This window comes from Chryseobacterium sp. 2P (assembly GCF_059579425.1).
Genome location: NZ_CM184194.1, coordinates 3479081 through 3494479, shown reverse-complemented (window position 1 = coordinate 3494479; position 15399 = coordinate 3479081). Strand labels below are relative to the sequence as shown.

General features: G+C 36.2%; 13 protein-coding genes. 9 read left to right on the top strand and 4 right to left on the bottom strand.

What is annotated here, in order from left to right; genetic code table 11:
* Positions 1-13 precede the first annotated feature (13 nt).
* Genes AC52CF_RS15870 through AC52CF_RS15855 form a run of 4 tightly spaced genes read left to right on the top strand, consistent with a single transcriptional unit; the run spans position 14 to position 4155 of the window.
* Positions 14-1168, top strand: a complete 1155-nt coding sequence (locus tag AC52CF_RS15870) for a hypothetical protein (RefSeq protein WP_496517370.1) — start codon at positions 14-16, stop codon at positions 1166-1168.
* Positions 1169-1978: a glycosyltransferase family 2 protein gene (locus AC52CF_RS15865; protein ID WP_214588749.1), complete on the top strand. Its 810-nt coding sequence runs from the start codon at positions 1169-1171 to the stop codon at positions 1976-1978.
* An 18-nt stretch (positions 1979-1996) separates the two neighbouring features.
* Positions 1997-3127: an NAD-dependent epimerase/dehydratase family protein gene (locus tag AC52CF_RS15860; RefSeq protein ID WP_214588750.1), complete on the top strand. Its 1131-nt coding sequence runs from the start codon at positions 1997-1999 to the stop codon at positions 3125-3127.
* Positions 3124-4155: a WaaS/CpsH family glycosyltransferase gene (locus tag AC52CF_RS15855; RefSeq protein WP_214588751.1), complete on the top strand. Its 1032-nt coding sequence runs from the start codon at positions 3124-3126 to the stop codon at positions 4153-4155. The genes AC52CF_RS15860 and AC52CF_RS15855 overlap by 4 nt, the downstream gene beginning before the upstream one ends.
* 70 nt (positions 4156-4225) lie before the next feature.
* Here the strand turns inward: AC52CF_RS15855 and secG are convergent, their stop codons facing one another.
* The 3 genes from secG to AC52CF_RS15840 all read right to left on the bottom strand — a co-directional run bounded on the left by secG (position 4226) and on the right by AC52CF_RS15840 (position 8116).
* Positions 4226-4573: a preprotein translocase subunit SecG gene (secG, locus tag AC52CF_RS15850; protein ID WP_214588752.1), complete on the bottom strand. Its 348-nt coding sequence runs from the start codon at positions 4571-4573 to the stop codon at positions 4226-4228.
* Between the two features lie 132 nt (positions 4574-4705).
* Entirely contained in the window at positions 4706-6751 is a 2046-nt protein-coding gene (locus tag AC52CF_RS15845) for a M16 family metallopeptidase (protein ID WP_214588753.1), read from the bottom strand.
* A gap of 51 nt (positions 6752-6802) precedes the next feature.
* Positions 6803-8116, bottom strand: a complete 1314-nt coding sequence (locus AC52CF_RS15840; protein ID WP_214588754.1) for a M16 family metallopeptidase — start codon at positions 8114-8116, stop codon at positions 6803-6805.
* A 184-nt stretch (positions 8117-8300) separates the two neighbouring features.
* Between AC52CF_RS15840 and AC52CF_RS15835 the strand changes: the two genes are divergently transcribed.
* The 4 genes from AC52CF_RS15835 to AC52CF_RS15820 all read left to right on the top strand — a co-directional run bounded on the left by AC52CF_RS15835 (position 8301) and on the right by AC52CF_RS15820 (position 11399).
* The gene (locus tag AC52CF_RS15835; RefSeq protein WP_214588755.1) at positions 8301-10154 is read left to right on the top strand and encodes a PAS domain-containing sensor histidine kinase; all 1854 of its coding nucleotides are present in this window, start codon (positions 8301-8303) and stop codon (positions 10152-10154) included.
* A 3-nt stretch (positions 10155-10157) separates the two neighbouring features.
* Positions 10158-10520: a response regulator transcription factor gene (locus AC52CF_RS15830; protein ID WP_214588756.1), complete on the top strand. Its 363-nt coding sequence runs from the start codon at positions 10158-10160 to the stop codon at positions 10518-10520.
* A gap of 128 nt (positions 10521-10648) precedes the next feature.
* On the top strand, positions 10649-10894 hold the full coding sequence (locus tag AC52CF_RS15825) for a hypothetical protein (RefSeq protein WP_290266457.1): 246 nt from the start codon (positions 10649-10651) through the stop codon (positions 10892-10894).
* Positions 10887-11399 carry a hypothetical protein gene (locus AC52CF_RS15820; protein WP_214588757.1) on the top strand — a complete coding sequence of 171 codons (513 nt, stop codon included), beginning with the start codon at positions 10887-10889 and terminating at the stop codon, positions 11397-11399. Before AC52CF_RS15825 ends, AC52CF_RS15820 begins: the two co-directional genes overlap by 8 nt.
* A gap of 169 nt (positions 11400-11568) precedes the next feature.
* Here the strand turns inward: AC52CF_RS15820 and AC52CF_RS15815 are convergent, their stop codons facing one another.
* On the bottom strand, positions 11569-12531 hold the full coding sequence (locus tag AC52CF_RS15815) for an IS256 family transposase, variant Zn-binding type (protein WP_496517369.1): 963 nt from the start codon (positions 12529-12531) through the stop codon (positions 11569-11571).
* Positions 12532-12981: 450 nt separating this feature from the next.
* On the opposite strand from AC52CF_RS15815, the gene AC52CF_RS15810 reads away from it, so the two are divergent.
* Entirely contained in the window at positions 12982-15315 is a 2334-nt protein-coding gene (locus tag AC52CF_RS15810; protein WP_375181084.1) for an ATP-dependent helicase, read from the top strand.
* Positions 15316-15399: the final 84 nt, after the last annotated feature.

Genomic DNA, 15399 nt, shown 5'->3' with positions numbered 1-15399 from the left:
ACTAATATTCTTCATGGAAGCTGCATTTTCAAATATCCCAATATCAGAAAAACTGAAAACCTACAGTTTAGCCTGTATTTATCTTGCTGTAAATTCTCTTTTTATCATTAAATACGGAGAACAGTATAACATCCCGCTTTTGGCAGGATATCTTGTGGTATTTTTCGGATTGGGTTTCTTCTATCTAAAAGTTCATTTCAAAGAATTTTTTTATAAAACGGCTTTTTTCCTGGGAATATTTTTCTTCTTTCTCATTAGTATTTATTTAAATTATAAAGTGGATGGAAATACGCTGAATGTTGATCGCTGGTCGGCAATGGAAGTCGGGATAAAGGTTGTTTTCAGCGGACAGTATCCATACAATATTCCGGATCATATGGGAAGAGAATCTTCTAATCTGCCAGTTCTTATTGTGTTTGGGATGCCTTTTTACCTGCTTTTCGGAAGTGTAGGGTATCTGCAGTCTTTCTCTTTTCTGCTTTTTGCTTATTTAATTTTTAAAATTTTTAATAATTACAGGCATAGACTTGCGGTTTTGGTCCTGCTTTTCCTTTCGCCCAGTTATCTGTGGGAAATTTATGTTAAAAGTGATTTGTTTTCCAATTTTATCATCATTGCGGGGTTTGTTTATTTAATTTGGGAAAAATTCATCAAAGAGAAAAAGATCAATTCTGCGGTTGTATCGTTTCTATCCGCTTTAATTTTACTCACGAGGCTTTCCGCAGTTATTCCGCTGACTATTTTATTGTTTAAAAAGTTTGTTGATTTTTCAATAAAAGAAAAACTGCGCTTTACGGCTGTTTTTTTAGTTACAATGGCTGCAGTCTGCTATATTTTCTTTCATAATGCTCCGGATTTTAATGTTTTCCTGAAGCATAATCCTTTTGTTATTCAGGGAGGAAAACAGCCTTTGATATTAAGTATTTCTTATATTGCTTCAGGCTGTATACTTTCATTCAGGGTAAAATCTTTTTATGAAACTCTGTTTTGGTCAGGAATTTTACTGTTTATCTGTGTATTTGTTCCGTTTATCATGTTTTTTGCAGAATATGGCTATGAAAATATGATCGTTAATTCATATTTTGATATCAGTTTTTTCAATATGTCAATGCCGTTTGTAATGACCGCTTTAATTTTGGGTATTTTTAAAAATAATATAAAAGTATAGATGATTTCCGTAATTATTCCGATGTATAATGCTGCACAATCCATTGTTTCTGCTCTGGATTCTGTGAAAAATCAGACTTTTCCTCTGGAAAAATTTGAAATTATCATCGTGAATGACGGCTCCACAGACGAAAGCGCTGCTATAGCTGAAAATTACATGAAGGATAATCCGCAGCTTTCGATAACCTTGCTTCATCAGGAAAACGGCGGAGTATCAAGTGCAAGAAATACAGGACTGAAAGTAGCAAAAGGAGACTATATTGCTTTGCTGGATGCAGATGATGAGTGGGATGCTGCAAAAACCGAAAAACAGATACGATATTTTGAAAATAGTAAACTGAAAATAGATTTTCTTGCCACGGCGAGAAATAATAATAAAATCCTTTTTCCGTACCGTGTAAAAAATGGTCTTGCGGAAATTACCTTCAGAAAACTTCTGATAAGAAATGAGGCACAGCCTTCTACGGTAATGTTCCGGAGAAAAGTTCTGGAAAATACAGGTTATTTTGATGCCGAACAGCGATATGCGGAAGATGTAAACTACTGGATGAAGGTTTCCCTGAAAAATAAAATGTACATTCTGAATGAAAGTCTGGTTCTGGTAGGCAAAGGAAAAAGAAGTTTCGGGGTTTCGGGTTTGTCTGCAAATCTTCCCGAAATGGCAAAAGGTTTTAAAAAGAATCTGAAGGAAATGTATATTTTAAAAGAAATAAACTTTATTCAATATACCACATTTAAGCTGTTTTATAAAGCAAAATATTTACTTTTGTTGCTTAGGACTTTTTATTATAATTTAAACAGAAAAAAATAACATTTTCACAAACACAGCATGAAGATACTCATCACGGGAGGAGCCGGATTTATTGGAAGTAAGTTATCTTTAGAACTTAGGAAGAAGGGGTATGAAATTACAGTTTTAGATAATCTTTCTTCTCAGATTCACGGAGAAAATCCTGATGAGGATTCGCCTTTGTACAGAAATATTTTAGGAAAGGTAAATTTCATTAAAGGAGATGTTGCTCATTTTGAAGACTGGGAAAAAGCGATTGACGGACAGGATGTTATTGTGCATTTTGCGGCAGAAACGGGAACCGGACAATCCATGTACCAGATCGAAAAATATACGGATGTGAATGTTTCAGGGACCGCAAAAATGCTGGATCTGCTGGTTAATAAACCACATCAGGTAAAAAAAGTAATTATTGCCTCTTCCAGAGCGGTTTATGGAGAAGGAAAATATCTTCATCCCGAATTGGGACTGATTTATCCCAGACCCAGAAACATAGAAGAAATGCGAAAAGGAAATTTCGAAATTATCTATCCCGATGGACAGATTCTCCGCGCTTTGCCAACGGACGAAGAGTCTAAAATACATCCCACTTCCATCTACGGAATTACAAAATACACCCAGGAACAGATGGTAATGACTGCCTGTTCTTCCATGGGAGTTGCTCCGGTTGCGCTGAGGTTTCAGAACGTTTACGGAGAAGGACAATCGCTTTTAAATCCTTACACGGGAATTTTATCTATTTTTTCGTCCCAGATTCTTAACGGAAATGATATTAATGTTTTTGAAGACGGAAACGAATCCAGAGATTTCATTCATGTGGATGATGCCGTGGAAGCAACAATCCGTTGTATTGAAAATGATGGGGCGAACGGTGAAGTTTTCAACGTGGGAACAGGAGTTTCAACGGCTGTAACTACGGTAGCGGAAAGTTTCAGAAAATTCTATAATGTTGATTTTGAAATTAATGTTTCCGGACAGTTTCGTCTGGGAGATATCAGGCATAATTTTGCAGACATCAGCAAGATTAAATCAAAATTAAATTTTCAGCCGAAAATATCCTTTGAGGAAGGAATGTCCAAATTTACCAATTGGGTATTGCAGCAGAATATTCAGGATGTAAAGTTTAAAGAGTCCCTTGAAGAAATGAAAGTAAAAGGACTTTTAAAATGATCTGTTTAAAAGATAAAAAAATACTTTTTCTGTCGGTTAGCTTTTTCAAATATGAAAAGGCAATAGCCCGAAGACTTTCTGAACTGGGCGCTGAAGTGGATTTTTATGACGAAAGACCTTCCAATTCCAATTTTTCGAAAGGAATAATCCGTCTTAATAAAAGATTCTACCATCTTAAAATAAACAATTACTATAACCGGATTCTTGAAGAAATTAAAGGCAAAAAATACGATTATTTCTTCCTGATAAAAGGAGAAGCCATTCCTGTTTTTTTTCTTGAAAAAATAAAGCAGGACAACCCTGAAATGGAAATGATTTATTATAATTTTGATCCATTGAAAGAATATCCTAATCTGATTGAAAATCTTAAATATTTCGACAAAAAATTTACGTTTGAATACAATGATTCGGTAAAATACAACATAAGCTTCCGACCTTTATTTTATGTGGATGATTACAAAAGCTTAAAACAGCATACTCAGAAACCGGAATATGATATTGTCTTCATAGGAAGCGCACATACAGACCGGTATATTGTAGGAGAAAAGATCAGAGAAATTGCAGACAGGCTGAATCTGAAATCTTACTTTTATTATTATGCAATGGGAAAAATTGCATTCCGACTGAAAAAGATCATTGATAAAAACCTGAAGCAGTTTGATATTACAAAAGTAAGTTTTGATAAGCTGAATCATCATCAGATCATTGATTTTTACAAAAAAACAAAATCTGTGCTGGATATTAATAAACCTTTTCAGAATGGCTTAACCATAAGAACCTTTGAGGTATTGGCTTCCGGAAGAAAATTAATTACAACCAATTCGGATATCAAAAATTATCCTTTTTACTGCCCTGAAAATATTTTGGTGATTGATCGGGAAGATATTCAGTTGAAACCTGAATTTTTTGCAACAGATTTTAAAGAAATGGATCTGGAAGTTTTGTATAAAATGTCTTTGGATTCTTTTATAGAATGTCTTTTTGGTGAAGATCAGAATGATTACTGGAATTCTTTCAGAATCAATTAAACCTAAATCAGTATCATAAAACAAAAAAGCAGCCCGATCGAGCTGCTTTTTATATATAAATAGTATTTACTTATTTTGTTGGTGCAGGAGTCTTAGCCGGAGTTGTTGCAGAAGCAGGAGCTGAAGATTGCTTAGCCGGAGCTTCTTTTTTTGCAGGCGTCTGAACCGGAGCTGTTGCTGAAGGCTTCCCTGTAATTACAACACTTAAAAGAATAAGAACGATAATTGTTCCTCCTAAAGTCCATGTTGCTTTTTCCATAAAGTCGTTGGTTCTCTGTACTCCAAACTGAGCAGAAGATGCTCCTCCGAAAGTACTGGAAAGACCTCCGCCTTTAGGATTTTGAGCCATAACGATGATAACCAGTAAAATGCTGGCGATCATAATAAGAACCATCAATAGTATAAATATAGAATCCATTAATTTGACATCTTTTTGAATGGGCAAATTTAATCTTTTTTTACCGAATGACAAAGAAAGATAATACAAATGTTAGGAAAAATAAAAAACGGCAACAATTGTTGCCGTTTTTACTGTAAGATCAGATTGTTTTTATTTAAAATCAGAATCTTTAGCCTGATTCACTTCGTAAGATTTTACGTTCATTGTCATGTCCATACCCATTTGGCTTACGGTAATGGTATAAGGCATTTTCACACCTGCCACATCTTTGTAATCAGAGAATGTTGTAGGAACAGTCATGGTTTGTCCCATTGCTTTTACTGTTTTTGTTTCTCCGGTTTTAAGACCTGTTTTTACGCTGTAATAATAAGTATTATCACCATTTTTTACAGCATAAGAATCTTCACCGCCGATTTTTTCAATTCCTGCAAGTTTGTAGTCAGCAGATTTTGCAAAACCAAGCTCCGGGAAAAGTTCAGTATTTTTAAGCTTTTCAGCAATTTGCTCAGGCTTCATTTCCACTTTTTGCCCCATTTGCTCAGAGTATCCTGTCTTTCCGTCGAATACCTGTTTCTGAAGAGTCTGTCCCATTCCTGTAACAGTGGTAAGTTCTTTTCCTCCTTTCGCTTTCATCATTTTCAGGTCGATATTCTGCCCCTGCATAGACATAGAAGCATTTACCGTGTAAGAAGAAACTTTATCAATGTTTGCTTTTCCTCCGATTGCGTTGATGTATTTATCTGCAATAGAAGCAACAGTAACTCCTGCATCTACTTTCTGTGTTGTAGGTTTTGCTACAGGATTGGCTTCTTTATCGAAATATTTCACAGGATATCCTAATTTTTCCAGACCTTCAGAAATATCCGCTGCTTTTCCGGCAATGAAAATTCTGCTCTGGTTAGGAAGAATGGTAGATTTTACAGCATTAGAAACATCCGCAGCCGTTACCTTATCAATAGATTTCAGATAATTGGTATAAAAATCATCCGGAAGATTCTGTACTTTTTTATTGAGAGCAAATCTTGCAATGGTTGATGGCTGCTCCAGAGACATGATGAAAGAACCTTTCAGTTTAGCCTTTGCATTTTCCAGTTCTTCAGGCTTTACGGTAGAAATAGCGTTAAGTTCGTTCATGAACTCTTTTACTGCTTTATCCGTAACTTCGTTTCTTACACTTGCACTTGCCGAGAATTGCGGAGAATATTTGCTTGCGCTAAGATTAGAGTAAGCACCATATGTAAAGCCGTTTTTCTCACGAAGGTTCATGAAAAGTCTCGCTTCACCGCCACCTCCAAGAATATAGTTTGCAATGGTTGCCGGAAAGTAGTTCGGATCTTTCATTTTCAGCGTGTTCAGGTTGTTTAAAGACACAACAGACTGTACAGCAGAAGGAACATCTACTACGTTAATTTCCGTTTTGGCAACATTAGAAGCCGGTTCTAAAGGAGTAACCGGAGTATTTGCTTTTTTCCATCCGCTGAATGCTTTTTCAACCATAGGTTTTACCTGATCGAATTTTACATCTCCTACAATTACAAGATAAGCGTTGTCCGGAGCGTAATATTTTTTGTAGGTATTCTGTACATCTGCCAATTGAATTTTACTGATCGATTCTACCGTTTCAAATTCTCCTCTTGATGTATTTTTACCATACATTAAAGCGTTAGAAACTTTTGAAGCAATAGAAGACGCATTTTTCTCTTCAGATTTTAAACCTTCAATGGCTCTGTCTTTAGAATCCTGTATTTCTTCAGCAGAAAATTTCGGATTAATGATGGCATCTGCCATTAAGTTAAGAACCTGAGGAAAATATTTTGAAAGTGAATTTGCTGCAGCTCCGTTAGAAGAAAAGTTTAAGTTCGCTCCAAGATAATCCACCTTTTTGTTGAATTCATCTTTGCTCATGTTGGTTGTTCCGTTTTCGAACTGTTCCGCCATGATTTCACTTACTCCTGTTACAGCTCCCTCACTGTAAGGAGCTCTGTCCATCGTAAGATTGGCATTTACTCTCGGCAGCTTATTGTTTTCTACTACCATTACCGTAAGACCATTGCTCAGCTGAAATGTTTTTGGCTTTGCAATATTAATTGCCGGAGTAGGTCCCGGTTTTGGCATGGCATTAAGATCTATTTTTTGTGCTGAAACCATTCCTGCGAAGAAAAACGCTGCAGCTATATATGTTAATTGCTTTTTCATTTGTAAAAATTTAATTTTTAATAATCATTTTTAAACCTAAATCTCAGCGGATTACTTTTTTTCAGGTACGTAGTTAATGATTATTCTTTGGTTGGAATTAAGATACTTTTTAGCTGCATTCTGAAGATCCTGTCTTGTGATGCCTCTGTAGATGTCAATCTCTTTGTTAATCAGGTTTGTATTGCCCATCAATACGTGGTTGGTTGCCAGTGAAGCTGCAATTCCCTGAATGCTGGAGTTTGAATTAACGAACTGGTTCTCAAACTTATTCTGAAGCTTCTGGTAATCGTCCTCAGAAATTAAAGTCGTCTGCAGTTTTTTAATTTCAGCATCAATATCCGCCTGCAAAGTAGCCTTTGTGGTTTGTCCCATCGGGATCGCAAAGAATGCAAAAATACCGTAATCTTCAAGACCTTGGTTAAATGCCTGTACCTGAAGCGCTTTTTTATCCTGATCCACTAATTTTTTGTATAAAACAGAAGATTTTCCGCTGCTTAAATAAGAAGAAAGCATATCTAAAATATAAGCATCTTTTTCTTTGTTACCCGGAGTTCTGTAAGCAAATACATAAGCAGGAAGCTGGATGTTTGGATCTGTAGCCGTTACTTCTTTCTCCTGAGTAATTGGAGTATCTTTCGGGAAATCTTTCGGGTAAACTGTTCCTTTTGGAATTCCTCCGTAGTATTCCTTAATCCATTTTTTAGTCTGTTCCGGTTTAATATCTCCTGCTACCACCAAAGTAGCATTGTTCGGAACGTAATATTTTTTATAGAATGCCTGAAACTCTTCTAATTTCGCAGCATTCAGGTCCTCCATAGAACCGATTGTCGGCCAGTTATACGGGTGATTGGTAAACAAATTTTTCTGAATGGTAGTGAAAAGATTTCCATAAGGCTGGTTGTCCATTCTCAATCTCTTTTCTTCCTTTACAACCTCTCTCTGAGTATCCACACCAACTTGGTTGATTACAGCATGGCGCATTCTTTCAGCTTCCATCCAAAGTCCCAGCTGTTCGTTGTTGGATGGGAAAGTTTCGTAATAATACGTTCTGTCGTTCGTTGTATTAGCGTTGTTTTGTCCCCCGTTTGAAGAAACGATCTTAAACCAGTCACCTCTCTTGATGTTAGGTGTTCCTTCAAATAAAAGATGCTCGAAGAAGTGAGCAAAACCTGTTCTTCCTTTTACCTCGTCTTTTGCACCTACATGGTACATTACCCCTGTTGTTACAACCGGAGCCGAGTTGTCCTGATGAAGAATTACGTGAAGACCGTTTGGTAAGTCATACTCTTCGAATTTAATTTGTTGTGCATTAAGAGCCATTCCGAAGAAAGCCGCTGCAGCAACAGAAAGAAGTCGCTTTTTCATAAAGTAGAAATTGTTTTGTCAATTAGTTCCAAAAATACATTAATTGTTACATTATTATCAAAATAAAATTAGCTTTAAAAATACTTCTTTGAAATAAAATTTTATTATGTTAAAAAGTGGTATCATATTTTCAGTGAAAGTGTAGAATAAAAATTAATTTTGTAAAACAGAAACCATTATTGTAATGAAAAACTTTTTAGACCAGAATATCTCTCATGAGTCGCTTAAAATATTATTCAGTCAGGCTCCGGTAGCGATGTCTTTGCTGATGGGGGAGGATTTTATTATCAGTAATGCCAATCAGCAGATTCTTGAACTCTGGGGAAGAGATGCATCCGTAATAGGAAAAAAGCTTGAAGAGGTGCTTCCTGAAATAAGATCTCAGGGACTTTTTGAAATATTAAACAGCGTTTTCACGACCGGAGAAGTTTTTAAAGGCAATAAATGGTCGGTTTTTTTAGAGAAATTCGGAAATTACGAAGAACACTTTTTTAATTTCATTTATGCTCCTGTGTATAATGAGGATCATAAAGTTATCGGAGTAAGTGTTGTAGCCATAGAGGTTACGGATCATGTTATTTCGGAGCAGAAACTTTTGGAAAGCGAATACCGTTTTGAAGATCTTATCAGGCAGTCAGATTATTCCACCGCGATCTATCGTTCAGAAGATTTATATATAGAGCTTGCCAACGACAAAATGCTGAGAACATGGGGTAAAGATGCTTCCGTCATCGGAATGAAACTTGAAGATGCACTTCCTGAACTGGAAGGTCAGCCATTTGTAGGATTATTAAAAGACATTTTCAAAACAGGAAAAACCTACTCCGCAACAGAAGATCGTGCAGATCTTGTAGTAGATGGCAAACTTCAGACTTTTTACTATAACTTTTCTTACAAACCTCTGAAAAACTCCAGTGGGGAAGTATATGCGATCCTTAATATGGCAGTGAATGTCACAGATCTTGTGAAAGCCAGAAAAGAAGTACAGGAAAGCGAGAAAAAATACAGAGATCTTGCAGACTCTATGCCTCAGTTTGTATGGACCAGTGACAAACGGGGTAAAATAACCTATATGAACGACAATTGGTACAAATACATGAAGTTCAAAAAGGAAGAAGATGCCAATGAAGCCATTAAAAATATCATAAGACCCGAAGTTTATCCGAATATTATAAAAATCTGGGAAGAAAGTGTAAATACAGGAAAACCCTTCGAAGTAGAATATGAATTTTCGGATCCGGATAATCCTGAAGTTTACCGTTGGTTTCTGGGAAGAGCTGTTCCCAATCTGGATTCGGAGGGAGAAATACAGCAGTGGATCGGAACTTTTACCGATATAGATGATTTTAAACAATTGCAGAACCAAAAAGATAATTTTCTGGGCATTGCCAGTCACGAACTCAAAACTCCGCTTACCAGCCTGAAACTTTACACCCAGTTTATAGGGATGAACCTTAATAAACAGGGCGATTACAAAAATGCTGAAGTAGCAAAAAGAATGAACGATCAGATTGAGAAACTCACAGAACTCGTTAATGATCTTCTGGATGTTACCAAAATTCAGAAAGGACAAATCCAGCTTAATGAATCTGATTTTGATTTTGATCAGCTCGTGGAAGATATTGTTATAGAACAGCAGATGACGGCAAGACACAAAATTATCTTCAATAAAAGCAATATCGGAAAGGTAACCGCAGACAGGCACCGTATTTCTCAGGTGATGAGCAACCTGATCAGCAATGCCATCAAATATTCTCCTGATGCAGATGAAGTGATTGTTTCTACTCAGGTGAAAGATAATATGATAAAATTCAGTGTAAAAGATTTCGGGATCGGGATTCCGGAAGATAAACAGCATAAGGTTTTCGAGCAGTATTACCGTGTGAGCGGAACAAAAGAACATACCTTTCCGGGGCTGGGATTAGGACTTTACATCTCCTCAGAAATCATCAAAAGGACGGGAGGAAAAATTTATGTTCACTCCGTAGAAGGAAAGGGGTCTGATTTTTGCTTCGAAATACCTAAAATTAAAATATAAAACATGTCTACACAAATTTTAGTCTTGGATGATAGTCCTGCAATTGTTGATTCTATTGAAATGATGATGGAGCTAGAAGGACTTACCGTTTCCAAGTTCTATAAAGGATCGGATATGCTGGATGCACTGAATACACAGCCAAAACCGGATGTTATCCTCATGGATATGTGGCTTTCCGGAGAAGACGGAAGAGATATCTGCAGAACCATAAGAGCCGATGAAAATTTAAAAGATATTCCGGTGCTTATCATGTCCGCAAGCCGAGGACTGGAGCAGTCTGCTCTTGATGCAGGAGCCAACGATTTTATCGCAAAACCTTTTGATATGGGAGACATGATTTCCCGCGTGAGAACGTATATCAAATAAAATGAAGCTTCTGTTTTCGTTTCTTTTATTGTCTTTTTTTATTGTGGGATTTTCCCAAGCAACAAAAAGGCAATAAATAGGAACTTACCAGAAAAAAGCTCTTAATGCAAATTATGAGAACATTTCCGATGAAGAAAAGTTTTATTATATTTCCCCTTCAATCACAAAAAAAATTAGTAATAACCGAGGATAACACTTCTTCGGAACCCAAAGATGACTTTAATATACTAGAGTTGGTATTTTTTAACGAAATCAACAATAAGGTGATTGTTCGATTCATTTATAATGAAAAATATAATGAGGCGTATTCTAAAACCTATCAATATAAAAACATGGAATGGAAATTAATTGAAAAGCCTATTGAGAATGAATAAATTAACTATTTTGCTCTGTTTTGTTTTACAGTTGTCTTTATTTCATGCTCAAGAAATTAAAGACGATTTAATAGATACAGACCAAGATGGAATCTTGGATAAATATGATGCTTGTCCCACAATTCCTGGAACCACAGATTATAACGGATGTCCGAAACCTTATCAACGAGATTGTAAAGCTGAAGAAAGAAAAGACAGTCTTGAAATGATTAAATTAAGAGCTGACTACAAAGATATTGATAAAATTTACAATAAGCTTAGCCGGAAAATCTTAGAGCCGATTAATAAATATAATCTAAAAAATATCAGGCTTCACATTGATCTTATTCATTGGGGTCCTATGGATATAGTAGGTGATGGTTGCGCTCCAAACTGGGAATATGATAAGTCAAATTATTTAACAACTAAATTTTGGAATAAATCAACATTAGAATATTTTTATAACAGGAATAATATTAACGGGATCTCTTTTTCTACAGGTAATGTACTGAAAAATAGTTGGTGAAATTCAGGATATATTTTAATAAATTATGGATGTTAATCCGAAGAGGACAAAAGCACTGGTGGAGATCAACTTTTCAGCAATAGGATTAATGTTCAAAACGATAGTTTTAAGGTGAGGTTTCCCTCACCTTTTCGTTTATTATCGGATGAACCTTATGGCTAAAAAAACTCTATTTTTCGTTAGAAAAATAAATATACCATTTGATGAAATTGATTCGGTTTTTCAATGTGAGACCTCTGTGCAGGTCGAGATGATTTTTTAAATGGCTGAAATATCCCTCAATACCATTGGTTGTTTTAGGAATATTGGGATTTTCCAGATAATGAAACATATTGGGCAATGCCCGTTTTATAGTAAAATACGATCGTCTGATAAGCTTGTGGGTATACCAGTATCTTTCGGTTTCAAGATTAATTGTTTTTTCATTAATATAATCCTGATGTCTCAAATACCAGTCGTTGAGTTCATTTTTCCACCAGATTTTATCGTTTTGTGTTTTAATTTTCAGTAATAATAAAACGTGTTTTCGAAGTTCCTGACCGGCAATGTGTTTAGGAAACTTTGTGAGCCAGATCAGGCACATTCTCTGAATATGAACCAGACATCTCTGAGTAATGATGTCTCCATCAGATTTATTTATGGCTTTCAAAACGCTTTTATGTCCATCTGTAGTAATGCTTTCCAGCTTTACGCCCAGCCGTAAAAGATTGTTTAAATCTTCCCTGATTTCTTCATAATGTTCTCCATCGGTAAAACGGATAAGCTGTGTATATTCATCAAAATCATCCTGATAAGCAATTAAACAGAACTGAGCAAAATAAGTTGCATCCATTCTTAAATTCACCTTTTCCCGTTTGATGATCTTTAAGGTAGGAGACTGCTCTAAAATGGTATAAAATGTTTTCTGCAAAGTATCTTTCGAATAACCGCTGTCTCTGCAAAGCGTTTTGTAGGTCTGCCTTTCCAATACCCATTTTTTGAACCAGATAAAACGATTTTTAATTCTCTGCTCCGTTCTGTTTTGAGTAAATAAAATCCCGCAATTTTTACATTTAAATCTTTGCTTTCCCCCTTGTTTTCCCCAACGAATTACCTCCAGGCTTGAACAAGACCAACAACGTTTTTTTGCCATTTTTCAGACAAAGAAAAAGTTTTATGAAACACGTTTCATAAAACTTCCTCCAAGCAGCCTAACAATGAGGTTTTGATAGGATTCTACCAACTATTTTTCAGTATTATGCCTTTCTACAAAAATTCCGGAGCAGGTATTTCCCGATTTACAAGAATTTTTAGATCCTCCTTTGTATGATTATTTGGTAAAATATTCCAAAAAAAATGAGTCCAATATTTTTATTTTAAAAGACAGTAAAAAACAAAATATTTTAGTTGTCGTAAAAATTCGCTTTCAAAACCCTTATAAACTTAATGTCTCAATCACAGACAGCAATCGTTTTAACATGGATACCACATACGAATACAACGGCAAAATCTGGAATAAGGTGAATAGATAAATGCTGTTTTATTAAAATTTGAATTCTCCATATAATACACTAATTTTGTGTTCCCAAAAATTTTTTGCAGCATGGAGGATTATCTGAAAGGACTTAATGAATCACAATACGAAGCCGTTACCACATTACAGGGACCATTAATGGTTCTTGCAGGGGCGGGTTCCGGAAAAACGCGTGTACTCACCATGCGTATTGCCCATCTCATTACCAACGGAATCGATCCTTTTAATATTTTGGCGCTTACCTTTACCAATAAGGCAGCAAAAGAAATGAAAGAACGTATTGCAAAAGTTGTGGGACAGAGCAATGCAAGAAGTCTCTGGATGGGAACCTTCCACTCTGTTTTTGCAAGAATTCTGAGAAATGAGGCACATTATCTCGGATATCCTTCCAATTTTACCATTTACGATCAGCAGGACGCATTAAATGTCATCAAAAAAGTGTTGAAAGACATGAATATTGATGCCGATCTGTATAAGCCCAAAAAAGTTCAGGCAAGAATTTCGACCTATAAAAACAACCTCATCACCGTAAAAGCTTATTTCAACAATCCTGAGTTGATGGAAGCCGATGAAAAAGCCAATATGAAATTCATCGGGCAGATTTACCAGCGGTATGTAGAGCAGTGCTTCAAGAACGGATCGATGGATTTTGACGATTTGCTGTTAAAAACCAACGAATTGTTAACCCGTTTCCCTGAAGTGTTAGCAAAATATCAGGACAGATTCAGATACATTCTTGTGGATGAGTATCAGGATACCAACCATTCTCAATATTTAATTGTAAAAGCTTTAGCTTCAAAATTTGAAAATATTTGTGTTGTGGGAGACGATGCACAGTCCATTTATTCCTTCCGTGGCGCGAATATCTACAATATTTTAAACTTTAAAAAAGATTATCCGGATGCAATGACGGTCGCTTTGGAGCAGAATTACCGTTCTACCCAGAATATTGTGAATGCTGCGAATGTAGTGATCGCGAAAAACCTTCAGCAGTTCAAGAAAAATGTTTTCAGCGAAAATGAAGAAGGAGAGAAAATCAAAGTATACCGCTCACTTTCCGATGCCGATGAAGCGAATTTCGTTGCCGGAAACATCTGGGAAACCAGAAACCGCGAGCAGAGAAAATACAGCGATTTTGCCATTTTATACAGAACCAACTCTCAGACGCGTGCTTTCGAAGATGCACTGAGAAGAAAAAATATTCCTTACAAAGTCTACGGAGGTCTCTCTTTCTACCAGAGAAAAGAAGTGAAAGATCTCATCGCTTATCTTAGACTTTTAGTCAATGAAAACGATTCTGAAGCATTGATGAGAATCATTAATTATCCGGTAAGAGGAATTGGAGAAACCACTCAGAATAAACTGACTGTTTTTGCAGATGCACAAAATGTTTCCATATCACAGGTTCTCGATAATTTACCAATGTATTCGCCACATTTAGGGTTAAACAATGGGGTTTTAAACAAACTGAATGACTTCTGGTCGATGATCAAGGCATTTCAGGTACTGCTGAAAACGGAAACTGCGTATAGCGTTGCGATGGAAGTGGCGAAACGAAGCGGACTGATTAAATTTTTAAAAGACGATCAGACTCCCGAAGGAATTTCCCGTGTAGAAAACGTTCAGGAATTAATGAACTCAATGCAGGGTTTCATTGAAGAACAGATGCAGTTGGAAGACGGAGATCCGAGCTTACCGAATTTCCTTGAAAACATTGCCCTTTCTGCCGATACGCAGGATAAAAACAATGAAGAGGATATGGTTTCGCTAATGACGATTCACCTTTCAAAAGGTCTTGAATTTCCGGTTGTACATTTGGTAGGGCTTGAAGAAAACCTTTTCCCGAGCTTTATGAGTTCTTCCACAAGAGAAGATCTGGAAGAAGAGAGACGTCTCTTCTATGTTGCTTTAACGAGAGCCGAAAAGCAGGTGTTTTTCTCTTATGCCGTTTCACGTTTCCAGTGGGGGAAAATTACCGATGCGGAACCTTCAAGATTTTTAAGTGAAATTGATGAAGAATATATCGAATTTGTAAATCCTGCGATTGAAAAACGTTTTATCAACAATTCCGGCATCAAATCCAATATTTTCGATGAGCATCCTTCCGAAATGAGAAGTTTCAAAAAAGTGGAAAAGAAAACCATCGAAAGAAGCGACAGCTCAAAACCGATTGCAGAACCACGCAAACTGAAACCTGTAAGTACCGCAAAAATTATCAATCCGAGCGGAGCTTCTTCTCAGGATATTGAAGTGGGTGATAAGGTAAGACACGACCGTTTCGGAATCGGAGAAGTGACTTTCCTCGACGGAACAGATCCTCAGAATATCAAAGCCAAAGTAGTCTTCCAGCATGAAGGCGAGAAAAATCTTATCCTGAAATACGCGAAACTCACTAAAATCTAAAATTCATTTCAACTTTAAAAAATAGAAGATGACAATATTCATTTTCTGAATTCTTTTAGTCTATTAATTTTGTGGACTAATAAA